We start from the raw sequence: 24530 nt of genomic DNA, 5'->3' as shown, positions 1-24530 counted from the left end.
GTCGTCAGGTGCGCGCAGAATTGCCCCCGATCAGGCCACCAATTCGCGCGCATTCAGCAAACGCGCGCGCTTTTGCGAAAACTGGGGAACCGAAGCAGGCGAACGGGAACAGGGAACACAGGAACACGGGAAACAGGGAACAGGCCGACGGCGCATCGTCACGCGGGCCGACCCGACGAAGCGTCGAAGGCCGAAACCAACGCCGGACCTCACAAATGCGTGCGCACTCGTCAGGTGCGCGCAGAATTGCCCACGATCAGACCACCAATTCGCGCGCATTCGACAAACGCGCGCGCTTTTGCGAAGACGGGGGAGGCGGGGGACCTAGGGAACCGACGAAGACTGGGGAGGCGAAGACTGGGGAGGCGGGAGGACCTAGGGAGCCGAAGGACCTGGGGAGCCGGGGGGGGGACCTGGGGAGTCGAGTCGCTACTGCTGCAGTTTGCGGAATTTGCTGCCGTGGAACACGATTGGGTTCACTTCACTCTGGACGTCCAGGGAATGTATGCGCAGCAACACTATTGCGTGGTCGCCCGCGGGGATTTGCTGCTCGATGGTGGTGTCGAGCCATGCGGTGGCCCCCACGATGAAGGCTGCTCCCCCGTCGGTGACGGTGAGGTCGAGGCCGGCGAAGCGGTCACCGGTCTTGGCTGCCAGGGTACGGACGGCGTCGTTGTGTGCCTCGCCGAGAACGCTGACGCCGATGCTGGGTGCCAACTCGAGTTTCGGCCATGTCGTCGACGTGTTCTGGATGCACACCGCGACGAGGGGCGGGTCGATGGACACCGAGACGAAGCTGCTGGCCGCCAAGCCCACCAGGACGCCGTCGATCTTCGCGGCGATCGCGACGACTCCGCTCGGGAACTGCGCGTACGCCTCACGAAGCGTCTGCTGATCGAGGACGGTACGTGTGAGCGTCATGGACGAAGCTCCCTTTCGATCTTGTGATGCAACCCCGCGTGGGCCCGTTCTGTCTAGCGAACACCTACTGCAAGCAAACACCCGATCGGGCAGCAACGCCACAGTCCGAATCGACGTGATTCGAATGGCCCTCTCGCGGTTGCAGCATCACTCGTCTTCGTCCGGTTCCGGAGCCGGGTCCGCCGCGGGTGCCGGGCGATCGGGCTGAACGCATCGAACGATGGGGATCGGGTCGTATTTCACCGTTCTGGTGTTCCGCGAAATTTCCCTGCCCGACGCGGCATCACTGATCACCCTGGTGTCGCTGGCGGTGAATCCTTGGCCTCCGCCGGACGCGACGCAGCCTGCGCCTGCGGGCAGTGTCACCGTGTCGGGTGAGGTGAAGTTGGTTCGCGAACCGGTGATCGATTCGACGTCGACCGTCTTGGTTCCCCACAGTCGGACGGTGACGCTGGACGAATCGGCGAACGATTGGATGACCACACCGGTGTCGTTCGGGTTGGTGAACTGCAGGTCGATGGCACCTTCGAAGACCGTCGCTTCGCGCGCCTCGGGGTATCGGCTGATGTAGTAGCTGTGCTCGGTGTGGTCGGTGTCTTCCATACCGGCGAAGTAGGACGCGTTGTAGAGCGTCGTCGCGAACTGGCTGATGCCGCCGCCGACGGCGCGATCGGGTCGACCGTTGTCGATGATTCCCGACTCCACGAAGCCCTGCGCGGTACCTCGCGGACCGGTGTACTGGTTGAGAGAGAACGTTTCCTTCGGCTTCACGAGCGCACCGTTCACGATCTGCGCCGTCAGCCCGATATTGACGCCCGACGCGTACTCGAACCCACCGGTTGTGTACTCGGCAATCACTTCTCGCACACCGAGATTCTGCGCGGCTTCGGTGGTGAGAGCGGGCGGGGCGGGCTCGTAGATCGCCTCGGTGGTGCGGGGTCCGTCAGCGGACAGCAGGGCAGGCAACTGCTCCAGTGTCTTGCGCCACTCGACCAGCTCGCCCATCTCTCCGGGGACGACGGTCGGCGCACCGCCGGAGAACGTGAACGACGCGTCCCTCGGCGGTACCTCTGTGCGCACGAGTTGCGGCGCGAGAATGCCTGTGGCGACGTCGGTGTCGTAGATCGGGGTCAGTCCGCCCTGACCGTCGGGGTCGAAGCGGAGAACCTCGCCCACCCGATCCGTCGGCAGCGTCGCGTCGACGTTCTCGCGACCGGCGACAATCACCGGTGCCTCCACCGCAGGTGCGGCGATGTTCTCCAGAGCCTGGTCGACGGCTTCCTGGGTCACCGTGACGGGAGTGGACTCGTACACCGCTTCCGTTGCGCCCGAGGCCCATTCGGTCTGCAGGTTGCGACGCGTCCCGTCGGCGTCGAGTATCCGGCCGGCCAGCGGCGCGACGGCAATCGGTGTGCTGCCGTCGAACACGACGTCGCCTTCGACGGGATCGCGATCGGTTTCGACCCGCAGGCCATCGATGGCAGCAGTGAGCGCTTGCTCGTCCGTGGTCGACACGACGCCGATCTCGCGGCTGCCGAAGAACGACGTCAGTCGAGTGATCGGATTGATCGGCTGTGATCCGGCGCGGTCGAGCGTCGCGTTCCAGTCCACACCGAGACCGGCAGCGGCAGGCAGTACCTCGACCTGTCGGTCGCCGACGTCGACCGATACGGGCTGCTCGGCGCGCGCACCGAGCTCAGAGCGCAGGAGTTCTTCGGCGTCGGAGTGGCTCTTGCCGCCGACCTCGATCCCGGCGACGGTGACACCGCGGGGTACTCGGTCGCTGGAGGTGATCCAATCCGCCGCGTACAGCAGCGTGAGAACCGCAACCACCGCGCCGGTCCCGATCGCGATCTTCCGCCACGGCGGCACGAACCCGGACCCGTCGGCGGCCTGCGGCGCTCCGTCCTCCGGCGGAATCACCGGTGGTTGGACCGGCGACTCGGCCTGGGGAGACACAACGGTCTGCGCAGGAACAACGGTCTCAGTAGGAACATCGGCCGCTGCGGGAACAACGGGTTGCGCGATCGTCGGCGATTCGTCGGCCGCGGGCGGCTGTGAAGGGGCCGGGACCGCATCGGGCTTCGCGTCCCCAGCAGCAGCAGCGTCGGTTTCGGTGGTCTCGACATCGTCGACGGCCGGGTCTGCGACAGCGGATTCCGCGTCGTCAGACTCCGGCTCAGCGGCCTCGGATGCCTGCTCGGACTCCGTTTCCGGGATCTGCTCGGCGTCGGATACATGCTCGGTACCGGCCGCCTTGTCGCCGATCGCACCGAAGACCTCGGTGGGAGCGTCGTACGGCGGTACGTCGGGTTTCGGTTCGGCACCGTTGGGTGCGTCACCCGACCTACTGTTGCCCTCGCTCACGTTCGACCCTTCCAGGACCACCGTTGGTTGTTTGTTCCGCCCTTCTGCACGGCGTACCCCCGGCACGAGCTTACGCAAACCGAACGGTGACGCTCACTCGGAGACCATCGGCGCAGGAACGACAAAGGCTCCGCGCTGCTGCCGGGTCGGGGGTCAGGCAGCAGCACGGAGCCAACTGGAATATATGCAGGCTGTGCCACCTCGTTACACCGACTGCGAAATTGTCTCGTCAATTCATTCGGTTGAATGATCCACGGGTCGTCGAACTGTCCCCCTGCCCGACGGCTCGGGCCCAATGTCCCGTCCTGACCAGCGCGAGGGTGAGCAAGAGCCGATCTCGCGGATCCGTCAGATCGTGCCCGGTCAACTCCTCGATCCGGTGAACCCGGTAGATCACGGTGTTTCGGTGGCAGTAGAGCGCCTTGGCGGCGTTGGTGGGCGATCCGTCCGACGCGAGCATGTGCGCCAGGGTGTCCAGCAGCGTTCCTCGATGCGGCTCCGGGTGCGTCCACAACTTCCCGAGAGCGTGGCGAACCAGCAACTCCGACGACTGGTCGTCGGCCGCCATGATCACGCGGGGCAGTCGGTCCGTAGCCAAGGCAACGCCGCTGTCTTCGGTGATGGTCTCGGCCGTCAATGCTGCGAGGCGATACGCCGCCGCGAACGACGACAGTCCCTCCGGAGAATGAGCGACCCCCACCGGCCCGACGGCTCGAGCAGCGAGGGCGTCGACGACGGAGTTCCACGATCCGGTTCCGAGTGCGACGAGCGCGAACTGGTGGCCGTCCCTGGTGTTCCAATGCGAGACCGCACCGATCTGATCCAACGCGTCCTCGGGCGCCGGGAGCGGCGGCGACCCTTGATCGTCCAGCGGTCCGACCACACACGCGATCTGTTGCGATGCCGAAAGGCCAAGAGTGGCACGAGCTTCCACGACGAATGCCGGATCACCACCTCGCCCCGATCGTAGGCCGTCGAGTATCACCAGAACGTTGGCGATGTCCCGCTGCTGCATTCGAGCGCTTTCCTGGCGGTATGCCTCGACGAGAGTCTCGTACTGACTGTCCAGCGCACGCCACAACTGTTGACCGGCCACCAGAAGCAGATGCTCGTCGATTCTGGTTCGACGCTGCTCGCGCTCGAGCATCAACTCCTCCCACAGCGTCCGACTCCCGAGCGTGTACGCCTTGAGTACCAACTCCATCGGAATGCCCTGGCGTGCACGCTCCCTGCCGGTACGACGCCACACCTCACGGGTGTTGTCGTTCGCGGTACGTAGCCCCGACAACGTGCGGAGGCCCTGATTGATGTGCTCGCGGGTACTGCGCCTGATCTCGCCGGCGATGTCCGGAGTCGAACTGGCGAGGTAGGCGGGTTCCTGCTCTATCAGCGCCAGCGTGATGGAGTCTGCGATCGCGTCGGCCCGTGGAGTCAACGCGGCCCACGCACTCCGAATTTTCTCCTGGTCGGAGTCCGTCACCGCTCCGCGGGCAGCCGAACGCGCCGATGCGCGTCGACCATCGGGAGCACCCACCTGGACAGTTTTGCGCACTGAGCCCACATGACAGGTCGATTTGACCGTTACTGGTGCCCAGGGACCCAAACATTCTGTGCGCAGCGCCCATATCGCCCGTTGTGCGAAACGCACCATAGTGAACGCAACAGATTGTGAGGTGGATCACTTGAACTCTCTTCAAACGAAGGACCCGGTCCTCACCATGGCGGACATCGAGGTGTCCTTCGGCGGCATAGTCGCGCTGTCCGGAGTCAGTCTCGAGGTGCGACCCGGCGAAGTTCTCGGCGTCATCGGGCCCAACGGTGCGGGCAAGACGACTCTGTTCAACGTCGCGTGCGGACTCGTTCGTCCCCGATCGGGAACACTCGGACGACTCGGCGAACCGTTGATCCGGCTACGACCGCACGACCTTCCCCGGCTCGGCATGAGCCGAACTCTCCAGGGACTGGGACTGTTCGATCGGATGACCGTGCTGGACAACGTCATGGTCGGTGCCGACCGGACAGCGCACACCGGGATCCTCGCCGGACTCCTCGGCCTACCGTCGAGTGCCACCGACGACGCCGCGGTCCGTTCCACCGCGATGGCCACTCTCGAACGCCTGCGCATCGACGGCTATGCGCACCGGTTGCCACCGAGCCTGCCGTACGCGGTGCGCAAACGCGTTGCGCTCGCACGCGCCCTGGTGAGCGCCCCGACATTGCTCCTGCTGGACGAACCCGCCTCGGGTCTGTCCAGTGACGAAATGAGCGAGCTTGGCGACGAGATCCGATCGCTCGCAACAACACCGACCGATTCCGAACCGGAAAGACCCGCGACATCGGTGATGCTCGTCGAACACCATATGGATCTCGTGATGAGTGTGTGCGACCGAATCTACGTGCTGGATTTCGGCAAGGTCATCGCACAGGGAACGCCCGATCAGATCCGCGAGGACCCTGCCGTACTGGCGGCATATCTCGGAAACGAAGTGGCACATGAAGACTGACGCGGCACACCTGAAAATCACGGATCTGACCGTTCGCTACGGCCCGGTCACCGCCCTCGACTCGGTGTCGATGACCGTCGCGGCCGGAGCTGTCACCGCCGTACTCGGCGCGAACGGAGCAGGGAAGACGACTCTGCTGCGGACCATCTCGGGATTGCTGAAACCGGTGTCGGGGAGGATCGAACTCGCCGGGGCCGACATCGTCGGCGTGGCACCGGATCGCATGTCCCGCAAAGGTCTTGCGCACGTTCCCGAGGGACGTGGCGTCATAGCCGAGTTGACCGTCGACGAGAATCTTCGACTCGGCGCGATGGGACGCAACCGAAGTCACGACGCCGTCACCCTCGACCGCATCTACGACATGTTTCCGCCCTTGACCGGTCGTCGAACGTCCTCCGCACACACCCTGTCCGGTGGAGAGCGGCAGATGCTCGTGATCGGCCGAGCACTGATGGCGACACCGTCGGTGCTTCTGCTCGACGAGCCCTCTCTCGGACTCGCACCGAAAGTCGCCGCACAGATATTCGAGACGTTGCGCGGGCTCGTCGACTCCGAGTCGATGACCGTCGTTCTCGTCGAACAGAACGCTCGCAGCGCGCTGTCGATCGCCGAACACGCCGTCGTCCTGGATCTGGGCAAGGTCGCGGTGGAAGGTCCCGCCGACACCTTGGCCGGGGACGACGCCCTCCGACACGCCTACCTCGGGTTCTAGAGCCGAAAGGACGCCTGCCACAGTGCAACAACTGCTCACCATCCTCATCAACGGCGTGACGACAGGCATGATCTACGCCGCGTTCGCGCTCGCCCTCGTCCTCATCTGGCGATCGACCCGCATCGTCAACTTCGCCCAGGCCCCGATGGCCATGATCACCACGTACGTCGCACTGGTCGTCATCGACGCCGGCTACTCGTACTGGATCGGATTCGCAGTCGCGCTGCTGTGCGGCCTGCTCCTGGGAGCCTTGACGGAGCGACTCGTCATCCGATTCGTCGACAGCTCGTCGCACATCAACCCGGTCATTCTCACGCTCGGGTTGTTCATCATCATCCACGCCGTGGCCGCCATCATCTTCGGCAACCAATTCCGTTCCTTCCCCGCACCGTTCGGCCTCACCGGGCAGCGGATCGGCGACATGAACGTGGCGTTGACCGGCTACGACATCTTCAAGATCATCGCCGTCCTCGTGGTCCTGGGACTGCTGATCCTGCTGTTCCGGTTCACCGATCTGGGACTGAAGATGCGCGCGAGCGCCTTCGAGCAGGAGGTCGCGAAACTCCTCGGAGTCCGCGTGAGCCGAATGCTCACTCTCGGATGGGCTCTGGCCGCAGTGGTCGGTTCACTGGCGGGTCTGCTCATCGCAGGTGGCTCGCTGGTACATCCGGGCTACATGGACTCGATCGTCGTATTCGGTTTCGTCGCAGCAGTTCTCGGCGGACTGGACAGCCCGGCGGGCGCAGTGGTCGGCGGACTCTTGATGGGCATCGGGCTCAGTTTCGTCAGCGGCTATCTCGGTCAGGATCTGGTCTCCAGCGCGGCATTGGTGATCCTGATCGTCGTGCTTCTGCTGCGACCGAGCGGGCTCTTCGCCGGCTCCGCGGCCAGGAGGGTATGACATGAACGCAACTCTCACTCGCCTCACCGCAACACCGGTTCGACGCCACTTCCTGGGCGCTGTCATCGGACTCGTCGTCATCGTGCTTGCCCTCGAATCTCTGAGCACATTCCGTCAGAGCCAACTCACCTCCGTCGCCTACCTGGCGATCGCTGCAGGCGGACTGACGGTGCTGACCGGGTTGAGCGGCCAGCTGTCGCTTGGGCACGGCGCGTTCATGGCGGTCGGTGCGTACACCGCAGCATTGATGCTGCGCGCCAACGATTCGGGATGGTCGGTACCCCTCGTCCTGCTTGCCGCCACCGTGATCTCGGCAGTAGTGGGCATCGTGGTCGGAGTGGCCGCCGCCCGACTGCACGGGCCGTACCTGGCCGGTGCGACGCTGGCGCTCGCCGTCGCCGTACCGGGCCTGGCCCTGTACTTCTCGGACTACCTCGGCGGCGAACAAGGGCTCGTCGTCCCGGCACCGAAAGTGCCGGAGCTGATCGACGACATGATGTTCTTCGTCACCGGAAACGAGCTCAGCGGAACGAAATTCGTCGCGTACGTCAGCTGGATACTGCTCGTGCTGGTGTTCTTCCTGTTGGCCAACATCTCGTCGAGCCGCATCGGTCGTCGCTGGCGGGCCGTCCGGGACGATGAGGTCGCCGCCGAACTGGCCGGTATCGACCTGGGCCGCGCACGCATCCTCGCGTTCGTGGTCAGTGCGGCCTGTGCCGGCGCGGGCGGTGCAGTGCTGGCGATGTCGGCCCGAATCGCGGCGCCGAGCGGCTTCACCCTCACCCTCTCGCTGACCCTGCTCTCCGCCGTCGTCATCGGTGGACTGGGAACCCTCTCCGGCGCATTGATCGGGGCCGTTCTGCTGACCTACATCCCGCCGGTGGTGACCAACCTCGGACTCGATCTGGGGCTGAGCAGTCTGCAATCGGCCGAACTCGCCCCACTGGTGACCGGAATCTTCACCGTCCTCGTCATCCTGTTCGCCCCACTGGGTTTGGTGGGCACGTATCGCAAGTTACGTACAACCAGAAAAGGAATGAAATGAAAAAGTTCGGATCGGTGGCGTTCAGAACGACCGCGCTCGTCGCCGTCGTCTCGTTGGCCGCGGCATGCGGTGCAGGTGGCCGGGACGAGGCGACGGAGTCCTCGGAAGGGTCGACGGTCGGCATCACCGACACGTCGGTGAAGATCGGTGCCCACTTTCCGTTGACCGGGGTCGCGGCTCCCGGCTACAGCGAAATCCCCACGGGCGCACAGGCCTACTTCGATTACGTCAATGCCGCAGGCGGCATCAACGGCAGGCAGATCGAGTACGTGGTTCGAGACGACTCGTACGATCCGACCACCACCACCCAGGTCGTCAACGAACTCGTACTGCAGGACGAGGTGTTCGCCGTCGTCGGCGGACTCGGCACCGCGACCCACAGCGCTGTCATCGACTTCCTCAACGAGGAGGGTGTGCCGGACCTGTTCGTCTCCTCCGGCGCGATCATGTGGGGCAACGATCCAGAGAAGTACCCCAACACCTTCGGCTGGCAGCCCGACTATCAGGTCGAGGGCAAGATCATCGGCGACTGGGTGACCAAGAACCGGCCCGACGCCAAGGTCGGACTGTTCCTCCAGGACGACGACCTCGGCCGAGACAGTGAGGAAGCGGTTCGCCAGTATCTCGACGACCAGATCGTCGAGGTGGTGCGCTACACCTCGGGCAACACCGATGTCGCACCTCAGATCGCGGCCCTGCAAGGTGCCGGAGCCGATCTGATCCTCGGCTTCAACGTGCCCTCGTACACCGCGCTGAGCCAGCTGACCGCCATGCGGCTCAACTACGACCCCGAGTGGTTCTACAGCTCGATCGGTTCCGACGTCGACCTCGTCGGCTCACTGCTCGGCCGCTTCTCGCAGGGTGCGGTCACCGACGGCGCTCAGTCGCTCGAAGGGATGATCTCGCTGGAGTACATCCCGGGCGTCGACTCTCCGGAGAATCCCTGGACCCAACTGTGGCAGAAGGTCTGGGCGGAGAACGGGACCGGCGACCCGCTGACCAACTACCGCATCTACGGTCTGAGCCAGGCCTATGCCTTCGTGCAGGCGCTCGAGGCGGCAGGCGAGAATCCCACCCGCGAGGGCATCGTCGCAGCCATCCAGGACGGCGGAATGGACTTCGAGGGACCGCAGCTGGCTCCGTTCCGGTACTCGGAAGACAGTCACCTCGGTATCTCCGGCGCCAGTGTCTTCCAGATCCGCGGCGGAGTGCCCGAGTACCTGACTCCGGTACTGCAGACGGACATCGGCGATTCGGCTGTGGAGGAATACACCGGCGAAGAATCGACCCCGCCGGAAAGCGGCATACCCGGCTGATCACACGAGAAAGGGGCACGCGTATGCGTGCCCCTTTGTCATGTCGTGGTCGGCAGATCCGAAAACCCCTCGATTACCGGATCCGCCGACCCTGTGTCCCCCGATTCGTGAGCAGCCGAAGCTGCAGTGATCAGCGCTCGATGATCGCCGTGACGCCCTGGCCACCGGCCGCGCAGATCGAGATCAGGCCACGGCCCGAGCCCTTCTCGGCCAACATCTTCGCCAGCGAGGCCACGATGCGTCCGCCGGTCGCGGCGAACGGGTGACCCGCGGCGAGCGAGGAGCCGTTGACGTTGAGCTTGCTGCGGTCGATGGAACCGAGCGCGCTGTCGAGGCCGAGCCGCTCCTTGCAGTACTCGTCGCTCTCGAATGCCTGCAGTGTTGCAAGCACGACCGAAGCGAACGCCTCGTGGATCTCGTAGTAGTCGAAATCCTGCAGCGTCAGGCCGTTGCGCGCGAGCAGGCGCGGAATCGCGTAGGTCGGAGCCATCAGCAGGCCGTCCTTGAACGATCCGTTGCCGTGGACGTAATCGACTGCAGCGGTTTCGGAATCGACCAGATGCGCGAGCACCGGCAGGTTGCGCTCGGCGGCCCACTCGTCACTCGACAGCAGAGCAGCCGACGCACCGTCGGTCAACGGCGTGGAGTTTCCGGCCGTCATGGTGGCGTCGCCCAGCTTGGTTCCGAAGACCGGCTTGAGCGTCGCGAGCTTCTCCACGGTCGATCCCGGACGCAGGTTGTCGTCTCGGGTCAGGCCGAGGAACGGCGTCACCAGATCGTCGAAGAAGCCGCGGTCGTAGGCGGCAGCCATGTTCTTGTGGCTCGCTGCGGCCAGTTGGTCCTGGTCCTCGCGGCGGACGCCGAATTCCTTGGCGGTGATGGCGGCGTGGTCACCCATCGACAGGCCGGTGCGCGGCTCGCCGTTGCGCGGGATCTCGATGCCGAGCATGCCGGGACGGACGTTGCCGAGAAGCTTGATGCGGTCGGTGGTGCTCTTGGCCCGGTTCAGGGAGAGCAGGAACTCGCGCAGTTCGTCGTTGACGCCGATCGGAGCGTCGGAGGTGGTGTCGACACCGCCGCCGATACCGGCATCGATACGACCCGACGCGATCGCGTCGCCGACGGCGATGATCGACTGAAGGCCGGTGCCGCAGGCCTGCTGGATGTCGAAGGCCGGGGTGTACGGGCTCAGCGCGCTACCGAGGACGACCTCGCGAGTGAGGTTGAAATCGCGTGAATGCTTGAGCACCGCACCGGCGGCGACGAGACCGAGGCGCTCGCCCTGCAGACCGAATCGCGAGACCAGCCCGTCGATCGTCGCGGTGAGCATGTCCTGGTTGGACGCCAGCGCGTACTTCTTGTCCGAGCGCGCGAAAGGAATGCGGTTGCCACCGACGATTGCGACCGGTCGTAGCTGCTTGCTTGTCACTGACGTCTCCAAACATCGTCGAAAAAGGCCCTGGTGGAGTTTCATCTTACTGGCGAGTAAGTTGGTTGTCGACACCCGGTCGTGCGCCTCGCTCCTCGAGCGAGCAGCGCTGAATGAAAGGTACGACAGTGGCAGCCTCCAAGGGAGCCCCAGATCTCTACTCAACGTTCCTCGCGTCCGCGCCGGGAGCCTTCATCGCCAAGCAGGCAGGCCTGCCGCAGCCCGAGAAGCTGCGCCGCTACAAGGCAGGCGAGCCGCCGCTGGCCGGACCGGTCCTGATCGGTGGCAGTGGCCGCCTCGTCGAGCCGCTGCGTGAGCTGCTGTCGGACTACCCGCAGTCGCAGCCGCACGACGACAAGCACGGCGGACTGGTGTTCGACGCCACCGGCATCGGCAACGTCGCCGAGCTCGAGCAGCTCTTCAAGTTCTTCCAGCCGGTCATCCGCAACCTGGCACCGTCCGCTCGCGTCGTCGTCATCGGTACGACGCCGGAGGAGACCTCGAGCGTCGACGAGCACATCGCTCAGCGCGCCCTCGAAGGCTTCACTCGCAGCGTCGGCAAAGAGGTCAAGCGCGGCGCCACGGCGCAGCTCGTCTACGTCTCCCCCAAGGCGTCGACCGGCCTGTCCGGACTCGAATCCACCCTCCGCTTCCTGCTCTCGGCCAAGTCCGCTTTCGTCGACGGCCAGGTCATCACCGTCGGAGACGCCGACTCGCAGGCACCGGCTTCGTGGGACAAGCCCCTCGCAGGCAAGGTAGCCGTCGTCACCGGAGCGGCCCGCGGCATCGGTGCCACCATCGCCGAGGTCCTCGCCCGCGACGGAGCCACCGTCATAGCAGCCGACATTCCCGCTGCCGGAGAAGCACTGTCGCAGACGGCCAACAAGGTCGGCGGCACTTCGCTCGCACTCGACGTCACCTCCCCCGACGCCGGAGAGGTCCTCTCGAAGCACCTGCTCGAGCGCCACGGCGGAGCCGACATCATCGTGCACAACGCAGGCATCACTCGCGACAAGACCCTCGCCAACATGGACGACGCCCGCTGGAACTCGGTCATCGGCGTCAATCTTGCTGCCCCGCAGCGCATCACCGACGAGCTGGTCGCATCCGGCGCACTCAAGGAGGGCGGCCGCGTCGTCGACGTCTCCTCCATCGCCGGCATCGCGGGCAACCGCGGCCAGACCAACTACGGCACCTCCAAGGCAGGCGTCATCGGCCTGGTGCATGCATCCGCACCGGTGCTGGCGAAGAAGAACATCACCATCAACGCTGTCGCCCCCGGATTCATCGAGACCGCGATGACCGCGGCAATCCCGTTCGCCACTCGTGAGGCCGGACGCCGCATGAGCTCGCTGCTGCAGGGCGGCGAGACCGTGGACGTCGCAGAATTGGTCTCCTACTTCGCTTCTCCCGCATCGAACGCCGTCACCGGCCAGGTCGTGCGCGTGTGCGGCCAGAGCCTGCTCGGCGCATGAGCACCGTCACGCTCACCGCGCAGCCGAAGACCTCCGACATCTACACTTCGGCTGCGCTCGGCGCGCTGCCGTTCCTCGGATCCCGGTCGTCGTCGGTGCCGAACACGGTGTACGAACTCAAGGGCCTGCGGGTGGACCCCGACAACCTCGCCGGGTACTGCCGGGCGACGGGGCTGCGATTCGGCGATCAACTCCCGGTGACCTACCCCTTCACCCTCGTCTTCCCGACGGTGATGAAGTTGATGGTGTCCAAGGGCTTTCCCTTCGCCGCCATCGGTTCGGTACACGCCGAGAACGTCATCGAGCAGTTCCGTGGCATCTCCGCTTCCGAACCGCTGGACATCCGAGTACACGCGGAGAACCTGCGCGAGCACCGCAAGGGTCTGTTGGTCGACCTGATCAGTGAGGTCAAAGTGGGACGGGAACTGGTCTGGAAGCAGACCTCCAGCTTCCTGAGCCTGCAGAAGACCTCACTGTCCGGTGGACCTCGTGAAGCACCGCCCGCCGACGAGGTTCCGCCGCCCCCGACCCGCACCCTGCGCGTCGATCAGCGGATCATCAGCCGGTACGCGGCCATCTCCGGAGACCGCAACCCGATTCACGTATCCTCGCTCGGCGCAAAGGCATTCGGGTTCCCGAAGACCATCGCGCACGGAATGTGGAGTGCGGCAGCAGTGCTGCAGACCGTCGAGGGCCGAATCCCGGAAGCCGTGAACTACAGCATCCGCTTCGGTAAGCCGATCATCCTGCCCGCGACGATCAACGCCTACGCCGATGCCGTCGGTACCGGCTGGGACCTGTCGCTGAAGAACCCGAAGAAGGGCTACCCGCATCTGACGGGAACCCTGCGCTGACTACTCGAACTCGAAGTTATGGACGGATTTCCCCGGATTTTCGTCCATAACTTCGAGTTCGGCGGGGGCAGGAGTGGATCCTGCGGAACGACCCGGGCAGGTCTAGGTTGCGGCGGTCTTCTTTCCCGCCAGGCCGCGCCAGGCCAGATTCTCCAGTAGGTCCGCTGCGGCGTCGACCTCGATTTCGCCGCCCGCCACTCGGTCGGCCACGGCCTCGCCTGCCCCGACCAACGCAACGGCCATCAGCCCGAAATTCTGCGACTGCTCGGGATCCCTCGTGCTCATGGCGAGCAAACCGGCCGTCAGCTCGATCAGCCGATCCCGACTGCTCTGCACCTGAGAGGCGAACGCCTGCTGGCCGATCGCCTGACGGTAGAGCACCATCCACGATTTCCGGTTCTCGCCGACGAATCCCAGGAAGCCGATCAGCGCTTTGCGCAACTGCTCGCGCGGCGTCAGCGTCGGGTCCGCAGCAGGAGTCAGGGCCTCGACGAATTTGACGCCCTCACGGTGAATGCACGCCGCGAACAACTCGTCCTTCGACCCGTAGTACAGATAGAGCATCGGCTTGGAGATGGCCGCCTTCTTGGCGATCGAATCCATCGACGTCTCGTGAAAACCGTTGTCGGAGAACACATCCACCGCCGCGTCGAGCATCTGCTGCTCGCGGACGGCGCGGGGCAATCTCTTGGTGCCGCCAGCCATGGACCCTCCAATACGTACGAAGTACTAGACGTTACTCCACAGTAAGGTCCAGTACCGCACAATCAGGCCCCGCACGCCCCCTTGAACCGGGCAACCGTCGCCGCAGCCTCGTCCACCTGAGCCGCGTCGAGGCGTCCCATCGCCACCGCGTCTTCGAGATTGTCCAACACCGCGGGCACCTGATCGGTGGTGAGCCACAGCGCCACATCGGCTCCCGCAACCAACGCCGCCTCGACCGCGTCGACGATCCCGAGCCTCGCCGTGATCGCCGCCATGCCGCTGAGGTCGTCGGTGAAGATCGGGCCGTCGAACGGTGCGGCACCGTATCCGACGCCATCGCGCAACAACGCCATCGTCGCCGGGCTGATGCTCGCCGGCACACCCGGCTCGGTCAGTCCCGGCACATCGAGATGCCCGACCATGACGCCGACGCCGGTGTTGTTCAACGCCGCGAACGGCAACAGATCCTTGGCCTTCAACTCGTCGAGCGACGGCGTCGTCACCGCACCGGTGTGCGAGTCGCCCGATCCCGAACCGTGCCCGGGAAAATGCTTGATGACGGGCTTGACGCCCGCGTCTTCCAGACCTCGCGCGTACGCACCCGCGTACTCGATGACGACCTGCGGATCGTCGGAGAACGACCGGTCGCCGATGACGGAATCATCGGGCTGAGCGCTCACGTCGACCACCGGAGCGAAGTCGACGGTGACACCGAGATCCTTCAACCCCTGGCCGCGCGTCAACGCCGCCTGATAGGCCTCGTCCACCGTCATCGTCTGAGCCAACACTCGCGCCGACGGCGCCTCTCCCAACAGATCCGCCACTCGCGAGACCCGTCCACCCTCCTCGTCGATCGTGATCATCGGAGCCACCGCGGAGGCGTCGAGCACCTGCGGTACCTCCCGATTTCCGAGCATCGACTCGTCGGTCCAACTCCCGACGAACAGGCCACCGACCTGCTCGGTGGACATGATCTGCACCGCATCGGCAGTTCCGGTGACTCCGACGGTGAGCAACTGCGCCAGTCGCTGACGCTCGGTGAGGCCGTCGACGAACGTCACGCACTCGTCGACGGGTGGGAGCGGTTGCGGGACCGTCGTCTCGGCCGCGGTCGTCGTCGAGGCAGGCGGTGCCGTCTGCGTCGACGCGACCTGCGTGGACTCACTCGAACACGAGACCAACAAGCCGACACCGACCGTCATCACCGCAGCGGACCGAACCGAAAACCGAAGTCGCATGGAATACGACGGTAGCCGAGACGAGGGGTGTTCCTTGCGCGCCCCGGGTCCGGATCAATGTGGCTTTGTTGCACTCCGACCGACTGAAACCCACATCGATCCGGGGAGGGGTGGGGGTAATCTGGACGAACGCGACATGAGGAGGACCTCGAACCATGACCGCAGACCTCATTCTCATTGCCTACGACGGCTCCGACAATGCCAAACGCGCCATCGACTATGCCGGACGCTTTCTCACCACCTCACGCGCGATCGTCGTCACCGCGTGGGAGCCGATGGTGCGTCAGGCCGCGCGAATGTCCGGCCTCTCCGGCGTCATGCAGCCCGAATGGGTGCCCGACGACGAGGCCGAGGACGTTGCGCTCACCGACGCGAAGGTGACCAACAGTGAAGGCGTCGCGCTGGCCGAGGCCGCGGGCCTGAAGGTGGAGGGCCAGTGCACCGAATGCACCACCGCCATCTGGAGCGCGATCGTGGAGAAGGCCGACGAGATGAACGTCGACATCATCGTCACCGGCACGAGGGGCACCACCGGTCTTCGTGCGCTGCTCCAGAGTTCGGTGGCCGAGCACGTTCTGCGACACAGCCATCGACCCGTCCTTATCGTTCCCCCCGGCAAGTAACGCGTCCACCGGCCTGTTCTGCAGGTACGAGTGATACCGTGATGCCCGCGCGAGGGTCCGCCTCGCCCGCTTCCTTCCTGAGCCGACTGACTGGAGAACCGAGATGAAGTTTGCTGTCCCGGGTGTCATTGCCGCCGTCGTCGGAGCCGTACTGGGTGCGGGCGTCGTCTTCGGAGTCACCGCAGCTGCAGCCGACAACTCTCGTCCGGATATCGATCGCTCCGGAAACGCCGACTCGTCCTTGCTGAACCAGGTTGAGTACGGCAGCCGCTGACGCTGGTCGCTTTCGTGAATCGATGATCTCGGCCGAGCCGCTCGGCCGTAAATGGCTTTTCGGCGTCTCGATTCTGGCGTTCCTCCTCACTTTTCTTCAGGTCCCCGGCTTCACCGTCGCCGACACCAAGTTCGACCTGGCTCAGAACCCTCTCGGATTTCTCGAACGCGCCTCCCATCAGTGGAACAGCGCGGCTCCGCTCGGCCAGGTGCAGAACCAGGCCTACGGCTATTTCTTTCCGCACGGTGCGTTCTTCGCCGGCGGCGACCTGCTGTCGATCCCGCCGTGGATCACTCAGCGCATCTGGTGGGCGCTGCTGCTCATCGCCGGCTTCTGGGGAATCGTCCGACTCGCCGAAGCCCTCGGTATCGGCAGCCGCAGTTCCCGTCTGATCGCGGCGACTGCCTTCGTTCTCTCTCCGCGAGTGATCACCACCCTCGCGTCGATCTCCTCGGAGACCATGCCGATGATGCTGGCACCGTGGGTGCTGATCCCGATGGTGCGGTATCTCGGCTCCGACTCCGGGAAGTACACGGTGAGGCGCGCGGCCGCGCAGTCGGCGCTCGCGGTTGCGTTGATGGGCGCGGTCAATGCCGTCGCCACCGCCGCCGCCGTTCTGGTGGCCGTGATCTGGATGTTGTCGCATCGGCCGAACAAGCGTTGGGTCGTCTTCGGCGCGTGGTGGTCGGGCTTTCTCGTACTCGCGACGCTGTGGTGGATCGTCCCACTGCTGTTGCTGGGCAAGGTCTCTCCACCGTTTCTCGATTACATCGAATCCTCCGGCACCACCACACAGTGGACGTCACTGACGGAAGTGCTGCGCGGCACCGGCAGTTGGACGCCGTTCGTCTCTCCCGAACGAGTGGCCGGTGCGGTTCTGGTGACTCAGCCGGCGGCCGTCATCGCGACGGGTCTGATCGCGGCTGCTGGAATCGCGGGCCTGGCGATGCGCTCGATGCCCGCCCGCGGCCGATTGACGATCATGTTGTTCGTCGGTCTGGTCGGCCTCGGTGCCGGGTTCGTCGGCGAGCTGGACGGTCCGTTCGCGGGTGCCGTCCGGGTGTTCCTCGATTCGGCGGGCGCACCGCTGCGCAACATCCACAAGCTCGAGCCGGTCATTCGAATTCCGTTGGTGCTGGGCCTGGCTCACCTGTTGGCCCGAGTTCCGCTGCCGGGTTCCGCGCCGCGGACGCAGTGGCGATCGGCCGTCGCGCATCCCGAGAAAAATCCGATGATGGCAGTGACCGCGTTGATCCTCGTGGCCCTGACGCTGTCCACGTCGTTGGCATGGACGGGCAAGCTCGCGCCCCGAGGAGCGTACGAGGCCGTTCCGCAGTACTGGCACGACGCCGCCGACTGGCTCACCGAGAATGCGTCGGGATCGAGCCCGGACGGTTCCGACGCGCAGCGGGCTTTGATAGTGCCCGGCGCACCGTTCGCACTGCAGACCTGGGGATTGACCCGAGACGAACCACTGCAGGCTCTGGCCACCACGCCCTGGGCCGTCCGCGACGCGGTACCGCTCACCCCGCCCGGTGCCATCCGCGCACTGGACTCCGTGCAGCGACTGTTCGCCGACGGTCGGCCGTCGGCCGGGTTGGCCGATACCCTTCTGGGCCAGGGCATCAGCTACGTCGTCGTGCGCAACGACCTCGATCCCGAGGACTCCCGATCCACCCGTCCCGCATCGGTGCACCAGGTGCTCGACGGTTCGCCGGGACTCGAGAAGGTGGCCGAGTTCGGTGAGGACGTGGCTCCGGGGCAGGTCGACGGCGTCGTACTCGACGGTGATCTTCGACCGCCGTATCCGGCTGTGGAGATCTACGCGGTAGGTGATTCGGCAGGCATTCCCGCGTCCGGTCCCTACACCGTCGATCTCGATCGCGTCCCGGTGGTCCAGGGTGGCCCTGAGTCCATCCTGCGCTCGAACGAACTGCGGAACAACGGCATTCGTAATCCTGTGCCATCGGGCCCCACTCTGCTGGCCTCGGATGCAGCGGCGGCGGGGATCGACGTGAACTCGGTGACGGTGACCGACACCCCGATGAATCGCGAGACGGACTTCGGTCAGGTCGACAATCACAGTTCTGCCCTGCGGGCCGCCGACGAGCCGCGCCGTTCGCTCAACGAGGTCTCCGATTACCCGGTGTACGGGGCCGAGACCGTGAACGCCGAGTGGGAGGGCGCGACCCTGACGGCGTCGAGCTCGGCGTCGGACGCAACGCAGATCGGCGGCAGCGCCCCGGGCAGCGGTGTCGCCGCGGCGGTGGACGGCGATCTGGCCACCAGCTGGATCAGCAACGGTATCGAACGTGCTGTGGGGCAATGGCTTCAACTGGACTTCGATACTCCGGTGCGCGGCGGGCTGCTGCGCATGCGTACCAGCCCTGGGACGATCGGCGACCCGGTGAAGTGGGTGGAGATCACCACCCCGAACGGCTCGACGGCCGCGCGCGTCGACGAACCGGGTGAGCCGATGACGGTGTCGCTGCCGGGCGGAGAGACCCCGTGGCTGCGCATCACCGCGAAGTCGACGGTCGACGGGACCCGGGGCAGCCAGTTCGGCATCAGCGAGGTGTCGGTGGACGACTACTCCGACCGGGACAACCCGACGCAGGTACCGATCGTGCACCGCGCGGTGCTGCCCGCGACTCCTGCCGGGGCGAGCGTCGACGCCTGGGAACTGGGCCAGGAATTCCCCGGCCGTTCCGGGTGCCTCGACACCGAGGATCGAATCCGTTGCAGCAGTGGACTGTCCAAGTCGCCCGAGGAACTGGGCCGCTTCTCGCGCACGATCGACGTACCGATGGGCACTGCGGTCATTCCGGACCTGACGGTGCGCACGCGTCAGTCCCCCGAACTCGAAGCGCTGCTGGCGCAGCCGGGGCGGCCGTTGGCCAGCGGCGCGTCGGACGTCGCCGATCTGCACGGTTCGGCGTTCGCCGCGACCGACGGTGATCCGCGCACGTCCTGGACCGCGCCGGAGAAGTCGATCACCGATCGAGCCGGCACCCACCCCACCCTGACCATCGAATTGCCTGCTCCCACAGTGGTGGACGGGCTCGAACTCACGCCCAGCCTCGGCGAACTTCCAGCACACCCCACCCGGGTCGCCGTCAACCTCGGCAACGGCCCGATGGTGCGCGACGTCGACACCGACGGCTCGACGATCCTCGAGCTGGCACCCTTCGTGACGGACAGGATCGTGCTGTCGATCGTCGACTGGGACGGGGTACTGGACCGAAATTCGTTGGGCTTCATCCAGTCTCAGCCTCCCGGCTTCGCCGACGTGACACCGCTGTCCGGTGGCGAACCGATCGGCACACCGTACGACGGCGATCGCCCGATCACCGTCGACTGCTTCGACGGCCCCATCGTCTCCATCGCCGGGCAGACGGTGCGCACGTCGGTGACGGCCACCGCGGACCAGTTCCGTTCCGGCGAGCCGCTGAAGGCGTCGGTGTGCGACTCCGACACCCCGCTGAACGAGAATTTCGTCAACCCGGTATCGCTGCCCGAGGGACGCCAGGACGTGGTGGTGCAGCCGGGAGCATCGTTCTTCGTCGACGGTATTCGGTTGCGCACCATGCCTATTCCAGCCGATTGGCCGACGAGCTCGGCACTGCGGGCCGCCCGGACCACCGCCTGGAGCGCCGATCACCGCGAGGTGACGCTCACCTCCGCGACGGAGGACCGTCTGCTGGTCATCCCGGAGAGCAACAACAGTGGTTGGCGCGCAACAGCTCCCGGGGGCCTCGAGCTGTCCCCGGTAGTGGTCGACGGGTGGCAGCAGGCCTGGATCGTTCCGGCGGGGGCATCGGGCACGATCTCGTTGGATTTCACCACCGACCGCTGGTACCGGCTCGGCATCTTCGGTGGGCTTCTCCTGCTGATCCCGTTGCTGTTCGCAGCGCTGCGTCGGCCGAGAGGTGCGCCTGATGTCGGTCCGTCGCCGCGGCCGTGGCAGAGCGTTCCGGTCGCAGTCGTGGCGCTGCTGGGAGCAACGATCGTGTTGGCCGGAATCGCCGGTGTGGTGGCCGTGGCCGTCATTGGCATCGGTGCGATGCTCCTGGACCGCCGGCACGGTCGCACGGCATCCTCACGTGTATTGGCATGCACTGCAGGCGGACTCACGCTGCTGGCACCGGCGCTGCTCTCGCTCGTACCATGGCGATCTCCCGACGGCTACGTCGGCGGTTCCTACTGGGTGCAGCTGGCGTCCCTGATCGGAATCGTCGCGTTGGCGATCACGGCGATACGGAAGCCCTGACCGCCTTCTTGCGGGGGCCGAAGCGTCGTCGAGCAGGATCTTCCACCAGCGCGTAGCTCGCCGCTGCCACCGGAATCGACAGTGCGAGAGTCACCGGCAACACGAACCACATCCCACCGGAGAACGGGATGATGCCGAACACCGGGAACACGACGGCGAGCACAGCCAGATGCCAGATGAACAGTCCGTACGACCAGCGGCCCAGCGTCAGCATCACCGGATGCTCGAGGAAGCGATGCCGGCTACCGTCCTCGGCGAGAATCAGCGGGGCGAGCATCGCGAAGGCCAGTATCGCGCCGAGCAGGATCTTGATCTCGAACTGCCAGGCCGCCGGACGCACCAAGCCCTGCGGACCCGCCAGAGGAGTTGCCGACAAGGCGAACGCGGCAACCGCGATGGACGCCATGACACGTCGGCGACGAGCCAACCGATGCACCCAGGTCGTCGGCCCCACCGAGATCTCGGCGAGCAGCATCCCCGCCGCGAACCACGGGAAATAGCCGGGGAGCCAGTTGTCATGGTGAATGCCGTCGGGGGTCGACACCGGAACGAACGCCCACGACAGTGTCAGCACCGCAGCGCCCAGAATGACCGGGATACGGCGGGCGGCGGCCGCACCGCGCATACGCACCATCAACCAGGCGAACACCGGCAGCAGAAGATAGAAAGCGATCTCGACCGACAGCGACCACATCTGCGTCAAGCCCTGGGTCAGGGTCAGCGGCACGAACACCTGAGTGAACGACAGGTTCGCCAGCCACACGCGGTAGTCACCGCCGGCATCGGGAAGAAACAGCAGGATCAGCACCACGCCGACCCAGTAACCGGGCAGAATCCTTGCGAACCGCGAACGGAAATAGCGGCCGAGCGGCTGGGCACTCCGATGACCGCGGGCTGCCGCCGCGTGCGGGCGCCACAGCAGGAATCCCGACAGCGAGAAGAAGATCGCCACAGTCAGGTCGAATCTGCCCCACACATGACCCAAGATCGGCGAGGTCGCGCCACCGGTCTGAAAGGCCACGTGGGTGACAACGATGCCGATACACGCGACGGCACGCATTCCCTCGAGTGACGGTACGAACCCACGAAGCGGGACAACGCTTGCCGAACGGGTCTGTGTGCTCATGGTGGCCTCAAGTGTGCCGTGTCGAACCGGCGCAGACGAGACCGGTGCCACTGTCGACTGTTACTGTCACCTGCGACGTGTCGTAATAAATCGGGCATCGGGTCGGGGTGAACGTGTTTCCCGCTCGCGGTGTCTTCCATGAAGCGGTCAACTAAGGAGATTCAGCATGGCGGAGCGCTCAGGGCCGAGCCGGATACTTGCCCTCGTACTCATCGGCTTGGGCGCGTTTCTGGTGGTCGCCGCCATCCTCATTCCCACGTACACCATTTCGGCACTCGAGAAGACGCCGCTGGATCTCGAGGTCACCACCGTCTCCACCGGTGAGGGCAGCGTGCTCGATGCGACCTCCCTCGCCGCCGGCCGCGCAGTCGTCGACCAGAACGTTCCCCTCGTCTCGCAGCGATTCGTCACCGTCGAGGATCCCTCCGACGCCGACATCATGACGCTGCAAGCGGGCCAGACGCTGCGTCGCAGCGACAAGCAGGCCGACACCGGACTGCTGACCGCAAGCGTCGACCGCGTCACCATCGACCGCAAGACGTCCATGCCCGTCGAGAACCCGATCGGCACCATCCAGGTGGCCGGCAACGCGCCCGCCGAAGAGGTGGCCCACACCGGTCTCCAGTACAAGTTCCCGTTCAACTCGGAGCAGAAGAGCTACCCGTACTTCGACGTCAACGCGCGTGCGACCAAGGACATCGACTTCGTCGAGGCAACCGAGATCAACGGCACGCCGGTCTACCAGTACCAGCAGACCGTCGGCCCGGTCGACCTGTCGACCGTGGTGAACCTGCCGACCAACAAGGTCACCCTGCCCGCCGACACCTGGGGTGTCGAGGGTGGAGCCGCGCCGGTGACGATGACCCGCTGGTACGAGAACACCCGCACCCTGTGGGTCGAGCCCGAGACCGGCGTCGTCGTCAAGGGCGAAGAGCAGATTCACCAGTACTACGGACGTGAAGCGGGCAACGCCGAGGTCGACGTCCTCAACGCACCGATCACGTTCGACGAGAACACCGTCGAATACCAGATCCAGCAGGCCAAGGACGGGCAGGATCAACTCTCGCTCTTCGGCCGCACCGTCCCGATCATCGCCGGAATTCTCGGTGTCATCTCGCTGATCGCCGGAGTGTTCCTGCTCCTGCGCGGCGGCGGAAACGGCGGACACCGTCAGCCGGCCCGAACGGACAACACTCCGCGACCGACCCCCGGCGGCGGAACTGCACCCGCACCCGCGAGCAACCGCGACTGGACAACCGATCGCACCGAGGAAATCCCGAGGACGAACCTCAACAAGGAGTAAGTGCGCTACGCGCAGGAGTGGAGCCTGCGGAACGACCCAGATGACAGTGGCGTGGTTGAGTGCCTGTGGGGGCACGCAACCACGCCACTGGTCTATCTGGAGACGGGACCCAAACCAGAGATGCTCCCCGAATCGGTGCGGTCATGTTGGCCGGGTCTCGTGGTCGGCGGTCCGTTGTCCGGTGGTGCGCCTGACCTCGTTGTGGCCGATAGTCTTTCGTGCTGAAGCAGGATCTGTGCACAGGTTTTCAGGTCGACGGGCGATCTATGCGGTTTCCCCACAGTGCCAACCCACAGACCACCACCATTGTCACCGCGGCAGTCACTGCGGCGACGACGACGAACTGCGCGAGTGTCGACGCCACGAACAGCAACAGCAACACCTCGACGGCGAGGGCGAACCAGGCAACGAGAGCGAGGTGAGTGCGCTCGCCTGCGATGGCCCACAGCAACGCGCTCTGCAGCACGGCCAGGCACGCACCCTGCAGCACGAACAGCCAGACATATTCCTGCACACCGGAATACGTATCGCCCACCACCAACGGCAACAGCGGAGACGCCAGCGCACCGCCGATCACCAGAACGGTACCGAGCCCCGCGACCACGGCCAGCGCCGATCGCACCGCGGACGCAGAATGCAGCGGGTTCGCCATCCGCGGATACAACACCACGCCGACGGCCTGCGGCAGCCAGAACGCCGCCTTGGATGCAACGGCCCCGACGGCGTACAGCCCGGCTTCGTTGGAGCTGAGCAGCGTGCGCGCCAGCACCAGATCCAACGCGGACATCGCGATCAACACCAACTGCACCTGCGACGCCTGCAGCACGGCCAGAACGGTGACCTTGGTTTCCGAGACCGAGTTCACCGGCACCCCGGCCGTCCATCGCGCACCGAGCGCCACCACACCGATACCCGCGGCCGTGGCCAACAGAACCGAACCAGGACCACCGCCGAGCAACAACACCAGCACCGCCGGTGCCACCTTGCCGAATCCTGCTGCGGCCAGCACGATGCTGAGGGCTCCGAATCGCCCACGCCCCTGCAGCAACCCCTGCTCGGCGGCCAGCAGCACCAACACCGGCGCAGCGATGACCGCCGACATGGTAGCCGTCATCGAGACGTCCATGGCCGCGGACAGTGCGGGTGCCAGTGCCAGAGCGAGCACCCCCACCACCGCCGCACACCGATACCCCACCGTTCGCAATTCGCGAGAACTGCGCCCGCGCACCACTTCACGCGCAACGACGGACTGCAACGCCAACGCCGGAACCGCGAGAACCAATTGCGCAGCAAGCAGACTCGCGAATTCTCCGTAGCCCTCGACGCCGAGCATCCGGCTCGCGAGCACCTGCAGCAGGTACGCCGCAACGTTCGCGAACATCGAACCGGCCGTCACCATCCCCATCCCGGCGACCGACGCACCCGCCGTGTGGTCTGCCTCGGACGAGGCGCGGAAAGACATGAGCC

At 65.6% G+C, this 24530-nt stretch carries 19 protein-coding genes; 11 read left to right on the top strand and 8 right to left on the bottom strand.

Features of this window, described 5'->3' with window-relative positions:
• Positions 1 to 429 precede the first annotated feature (429 nt).
• From QM590_RS08250 to QM590_RS08240, 3 genes are all read right to left on the bottom strand, one after another.
• Positions 430 to 921, bottom strand: a complete 492-nt coding sequence (locus tag QM590_RS08250; protein ID WP_269594500.1) for a flavin reductase family protein — start codon at positions 919 to 921, stop codon at positions 430 to 432.
• 147 nt (positions 922 to 1068) lie between these two features.
• Complete coding sequence (locus tag QM590_RS08245; RefSeq protein WP_269594499.1) at positions 1069 to 3288, bottom strand: VanW family protein; 2220 nt, start codon at positions 3286 to 3288, stop codon at positions 1069 to 1071.
• A gap of 229 nt (positions 3289 to 3517) precedes the next feature.
• A complete protein-coding gene (locus tag QM590_RS08240; RefSeq protein ID WP_269594498.1) occupies positions 3518 to 4822 on the bottom strand; it encodes a PucR family transcriptional regulator in 1305 nt (434 codons plus the stop codon).
• A gap of 148 nt (positions 4823 to 4970) precedes the next feature.
• Here QM590_RS08240 and QM590_RS08235 point away from each other — a divergent pair, with 148 nt between their 5' ends.
• From QM590_RS08235 to QM590_RS08215, 5 genes are read left to right on the top strand one after another with little or no spacing between them, the layout of a single operon-like run.
• Entirely contained in the window at positions 4971 to 5792 is an 822-nt protein-coding gene (locus tag QM590_RS08235; RefSeq protein ID WP_269594497.1) for an ABC transporter ATP-binding protein, read from the top strand.
• Positions 5782 to 6504 carry an ABC transporter ATP-binding protein gene (locus tag QM590_RS08230; RefSeq protein ID WP_068049166.1) on the top strand — a complete coding sequence of 241 codons (723 nt, stop codon included), beginning with the start codon at positions 5782 to 5784 and terminating at the stop codon, positions 6502 to 6504. The genes QM590_RS08235 and QM590_RS08230 overlap by 11 nt, the downstream gene beginning before the upstream one ends.
• 22 nt (positions 6505 to 6526) lie before the next feature.
• Positions 6527 to 7405, top strand: coding sequence for a branched-chain amino acid ABC transporter permease (locus QM590_RS08225; RefSeq protein WP_094639203.1), 879 nt, complete (start codon positions 6527 to 6529; stop codon positions 7403 to 7405).
• A gap of 1 nt (position 7406) precedes the next feature.
• On the top strand, positions 7407 to 8450 hold the full coding sequence (locus QM590_RS08220; protein WP_269594496.1) for a branched-chain amino acid ABC transporter permease: 1044 nt from the start codon (positions 7407 to 7409) through the stop codon (positions 8448 to 8450).
• Positions 8447 to 9766, top strand: a complete 1320-nt coding sequence (locus tag QM590_RS08215; RefSeq protein ID WP_094639204.1) for an ABC transporter substrate-binding protein — start codon at positions 8447 to 8449, stop codon at positions 9764 to 9766. Before QM590_RS08220 ends, QM590_RS08215 begins: the two co-directional genes overlap by 4 nt.
• A 130-nt stretch (positions 9767 to 9896) precedes the next feature.
• Here the strand turns inward: QM590_RS08215 and QM590_RS08210 are convergent, their stop codons facing one another.
• A complete protein-coding gene (locus tag QM590_RS08210) occupies positions 9897 to 11240 on the bottom strand; it encodes an acetyl-CoA C-acetyltransferase (protein ID WP_269594495.1) in 1344 nt (447 codons plus the stop codon).
• Between the two features lie 83 nt (positions 11241 to 11323).
• Here QM590_RS08210 and QM590_RS08205 point away from each other — a divergent pair, with 83 nt between their 5' ends.
• Positions 11324 to 12670 (top strand): 3-oxoacyl-ACP reductase, encoded by a 1347-nt coding sequence (locus QM590_RS08205; RefSeq protein WP_269594494.1) that lies wholly within the window; start codon positions 11324 to 11326, stop codon positions 12668 to 12670.
• Positions 12667 to 13524 (top strand): MaoC/PaaZ C-terminal domain-containing protein, encoded by an 858-nt coding sequence (locus QM590_RS08200; protein WP_269594493.1) that lies wholly within the window; start codon positions 12667 to 12669, stop codon positions 13522 to 13524. Before QM590_RS08205 ends, QM590_RS08200 begins: the two co-directional genes overlap by 4 nt.
• Positions 13525 to 13626: 102 nt before the next feature.
• On the opposite strand, the gene QM590_RS08195 is transcribed toward QM590_RS08200, so the two are convergent.
• Both QM590_RS08195 and QM590_RS08190 read right to left on the bottom strand, forming a co-directional pair.
• Positions 13627 to 14229: a TetR/AcrR family transcriptional regulator gene (locus QM590_RS08195; RefSeq protein ID WP_032377568.1), complete on the bottom strand. Its 603-nt coding sequence runs from the start codon at positions 14227 to 14229 to the stop codon at positions 13627 to 13629.
• 62 nt (positions 14230 to 14291) lie between these two features.
• A complete protein-coding gene (locus tag QM590_RS08190; protein ID WP_269594492.1) occupies positions 14292 to 15467 on the bottom strand; it encodes a glycoside hydrolase family 3 N-terminal domain-containing protein in 1176 nt (391 codons plus the stop codon).
• A 155-nt stretch (positions 15468 to 15622) separates the two neighbouring features.
• Here QM590_RS08190 and QM590_RS08185 point away from each other — a divergent pair, with 155 nt between their 5' ends.
• The 3 genes from QM590_RS08185 (at position 15623) to QM590_RS08175 (ending at position 20634) form a co-directional block, all read left to right on the top strand.
• Positions 15623 to 16090 carry a universal stress protein gene (locus tag QM590_RS08185; RefSeq protein WP_027495380.1) on the top strand — a complete coding sequence of 156 codons (468 nt, stop codon included), beginning with the start codon at positions 15623 to 15625 and terminating at the stop codon, positions 16088 to 16090.
• Between the two features lie 103 nt (positions 16091 to 16193).
• Positions 16194 to 16364: a DUF2613 domain-containing protein gene (locus QM590_RS08180; protein ID WP_082073827.1), complete on the top strand. Its 171-nt coding sequence runs from the start codon at positions 16194 to 16196 to the stop codon at positions 16362 to 16364.
• Between the two features lie 22 nt (positions 16365 to 16386).
• Entirely contained in the window at positions 16387 to 20634 is a 4248-nt protein-coding gene (locus QM590_RS08175) for an alpha-(1->3)-arabinofuranosyltransferase (RefSeq protein WP_269594491.1), read from the top strand.
• On the opposite strand, the gene QM590_RS08170 is transcribed toward QM590_RS08175, so the two are convergent.
• A complete protein-coding gene (locus QM590_RS08170; RefSeq protein ID WP_269594490.1) occupies positions 20612 to 21760 on the bottom strand; it encodes an acyltransferase family protein in 1149 nt (382 codons plus the stop codon). The two genes, QM590_RS08175 and QM590_RS08170, sit on opposite strands and share 23 nt — an antisense overlap.
• A 166-nt stretch (positions 21761 to 21926) precedes the next feature.
• Between QM590_RS08170 and pgfA the strand changes: the two genes are divergently transcribed.
• A complete protein-coding gene (gene pgfA / locus QM590_RS08165) occupies positions 21927 to 23063 on the top strand; it encodes a cell envelope lipid trafficking protein PgfA (protein WP_149406979.1) in 1137 nt (378 codons plus the stop codon).
• Between the two features lie 247 nt (positions 23064 to 23310).
• Here the strand turns inward: pgfA and QM590_RS08160 are convergent, their stop codons facing one another.
• On the bottom strand, positions 23311 to 24525 hold the full coding sequence (locus tag QM590_RS08160) for an MATE family efflux transporter (RefSeq protein ID WP_269594489.1): 1215 nt from the start codon (positions 24523 to 24525) through the stop codon (positions 23311 to 23313).
• Positions 24526 to 24530 lie beyond the last annotated feature (5 nt).

Origin of the sequence: Rhodococcus sp. IEGM 1372 (genome assembly GCF_030056835.1) — a bacterium.
Lineage (GTDB): Bacteria > Actinomycetota > Actinomycetes > Mycobacteriales > Mycobacteriaceae > Rhodococcoides.
The sequence above is the reverse complement of the archived record's forward strand: the minus strand, read 5'-3'. Positions and strand labels throughout refer to the sequence as shown.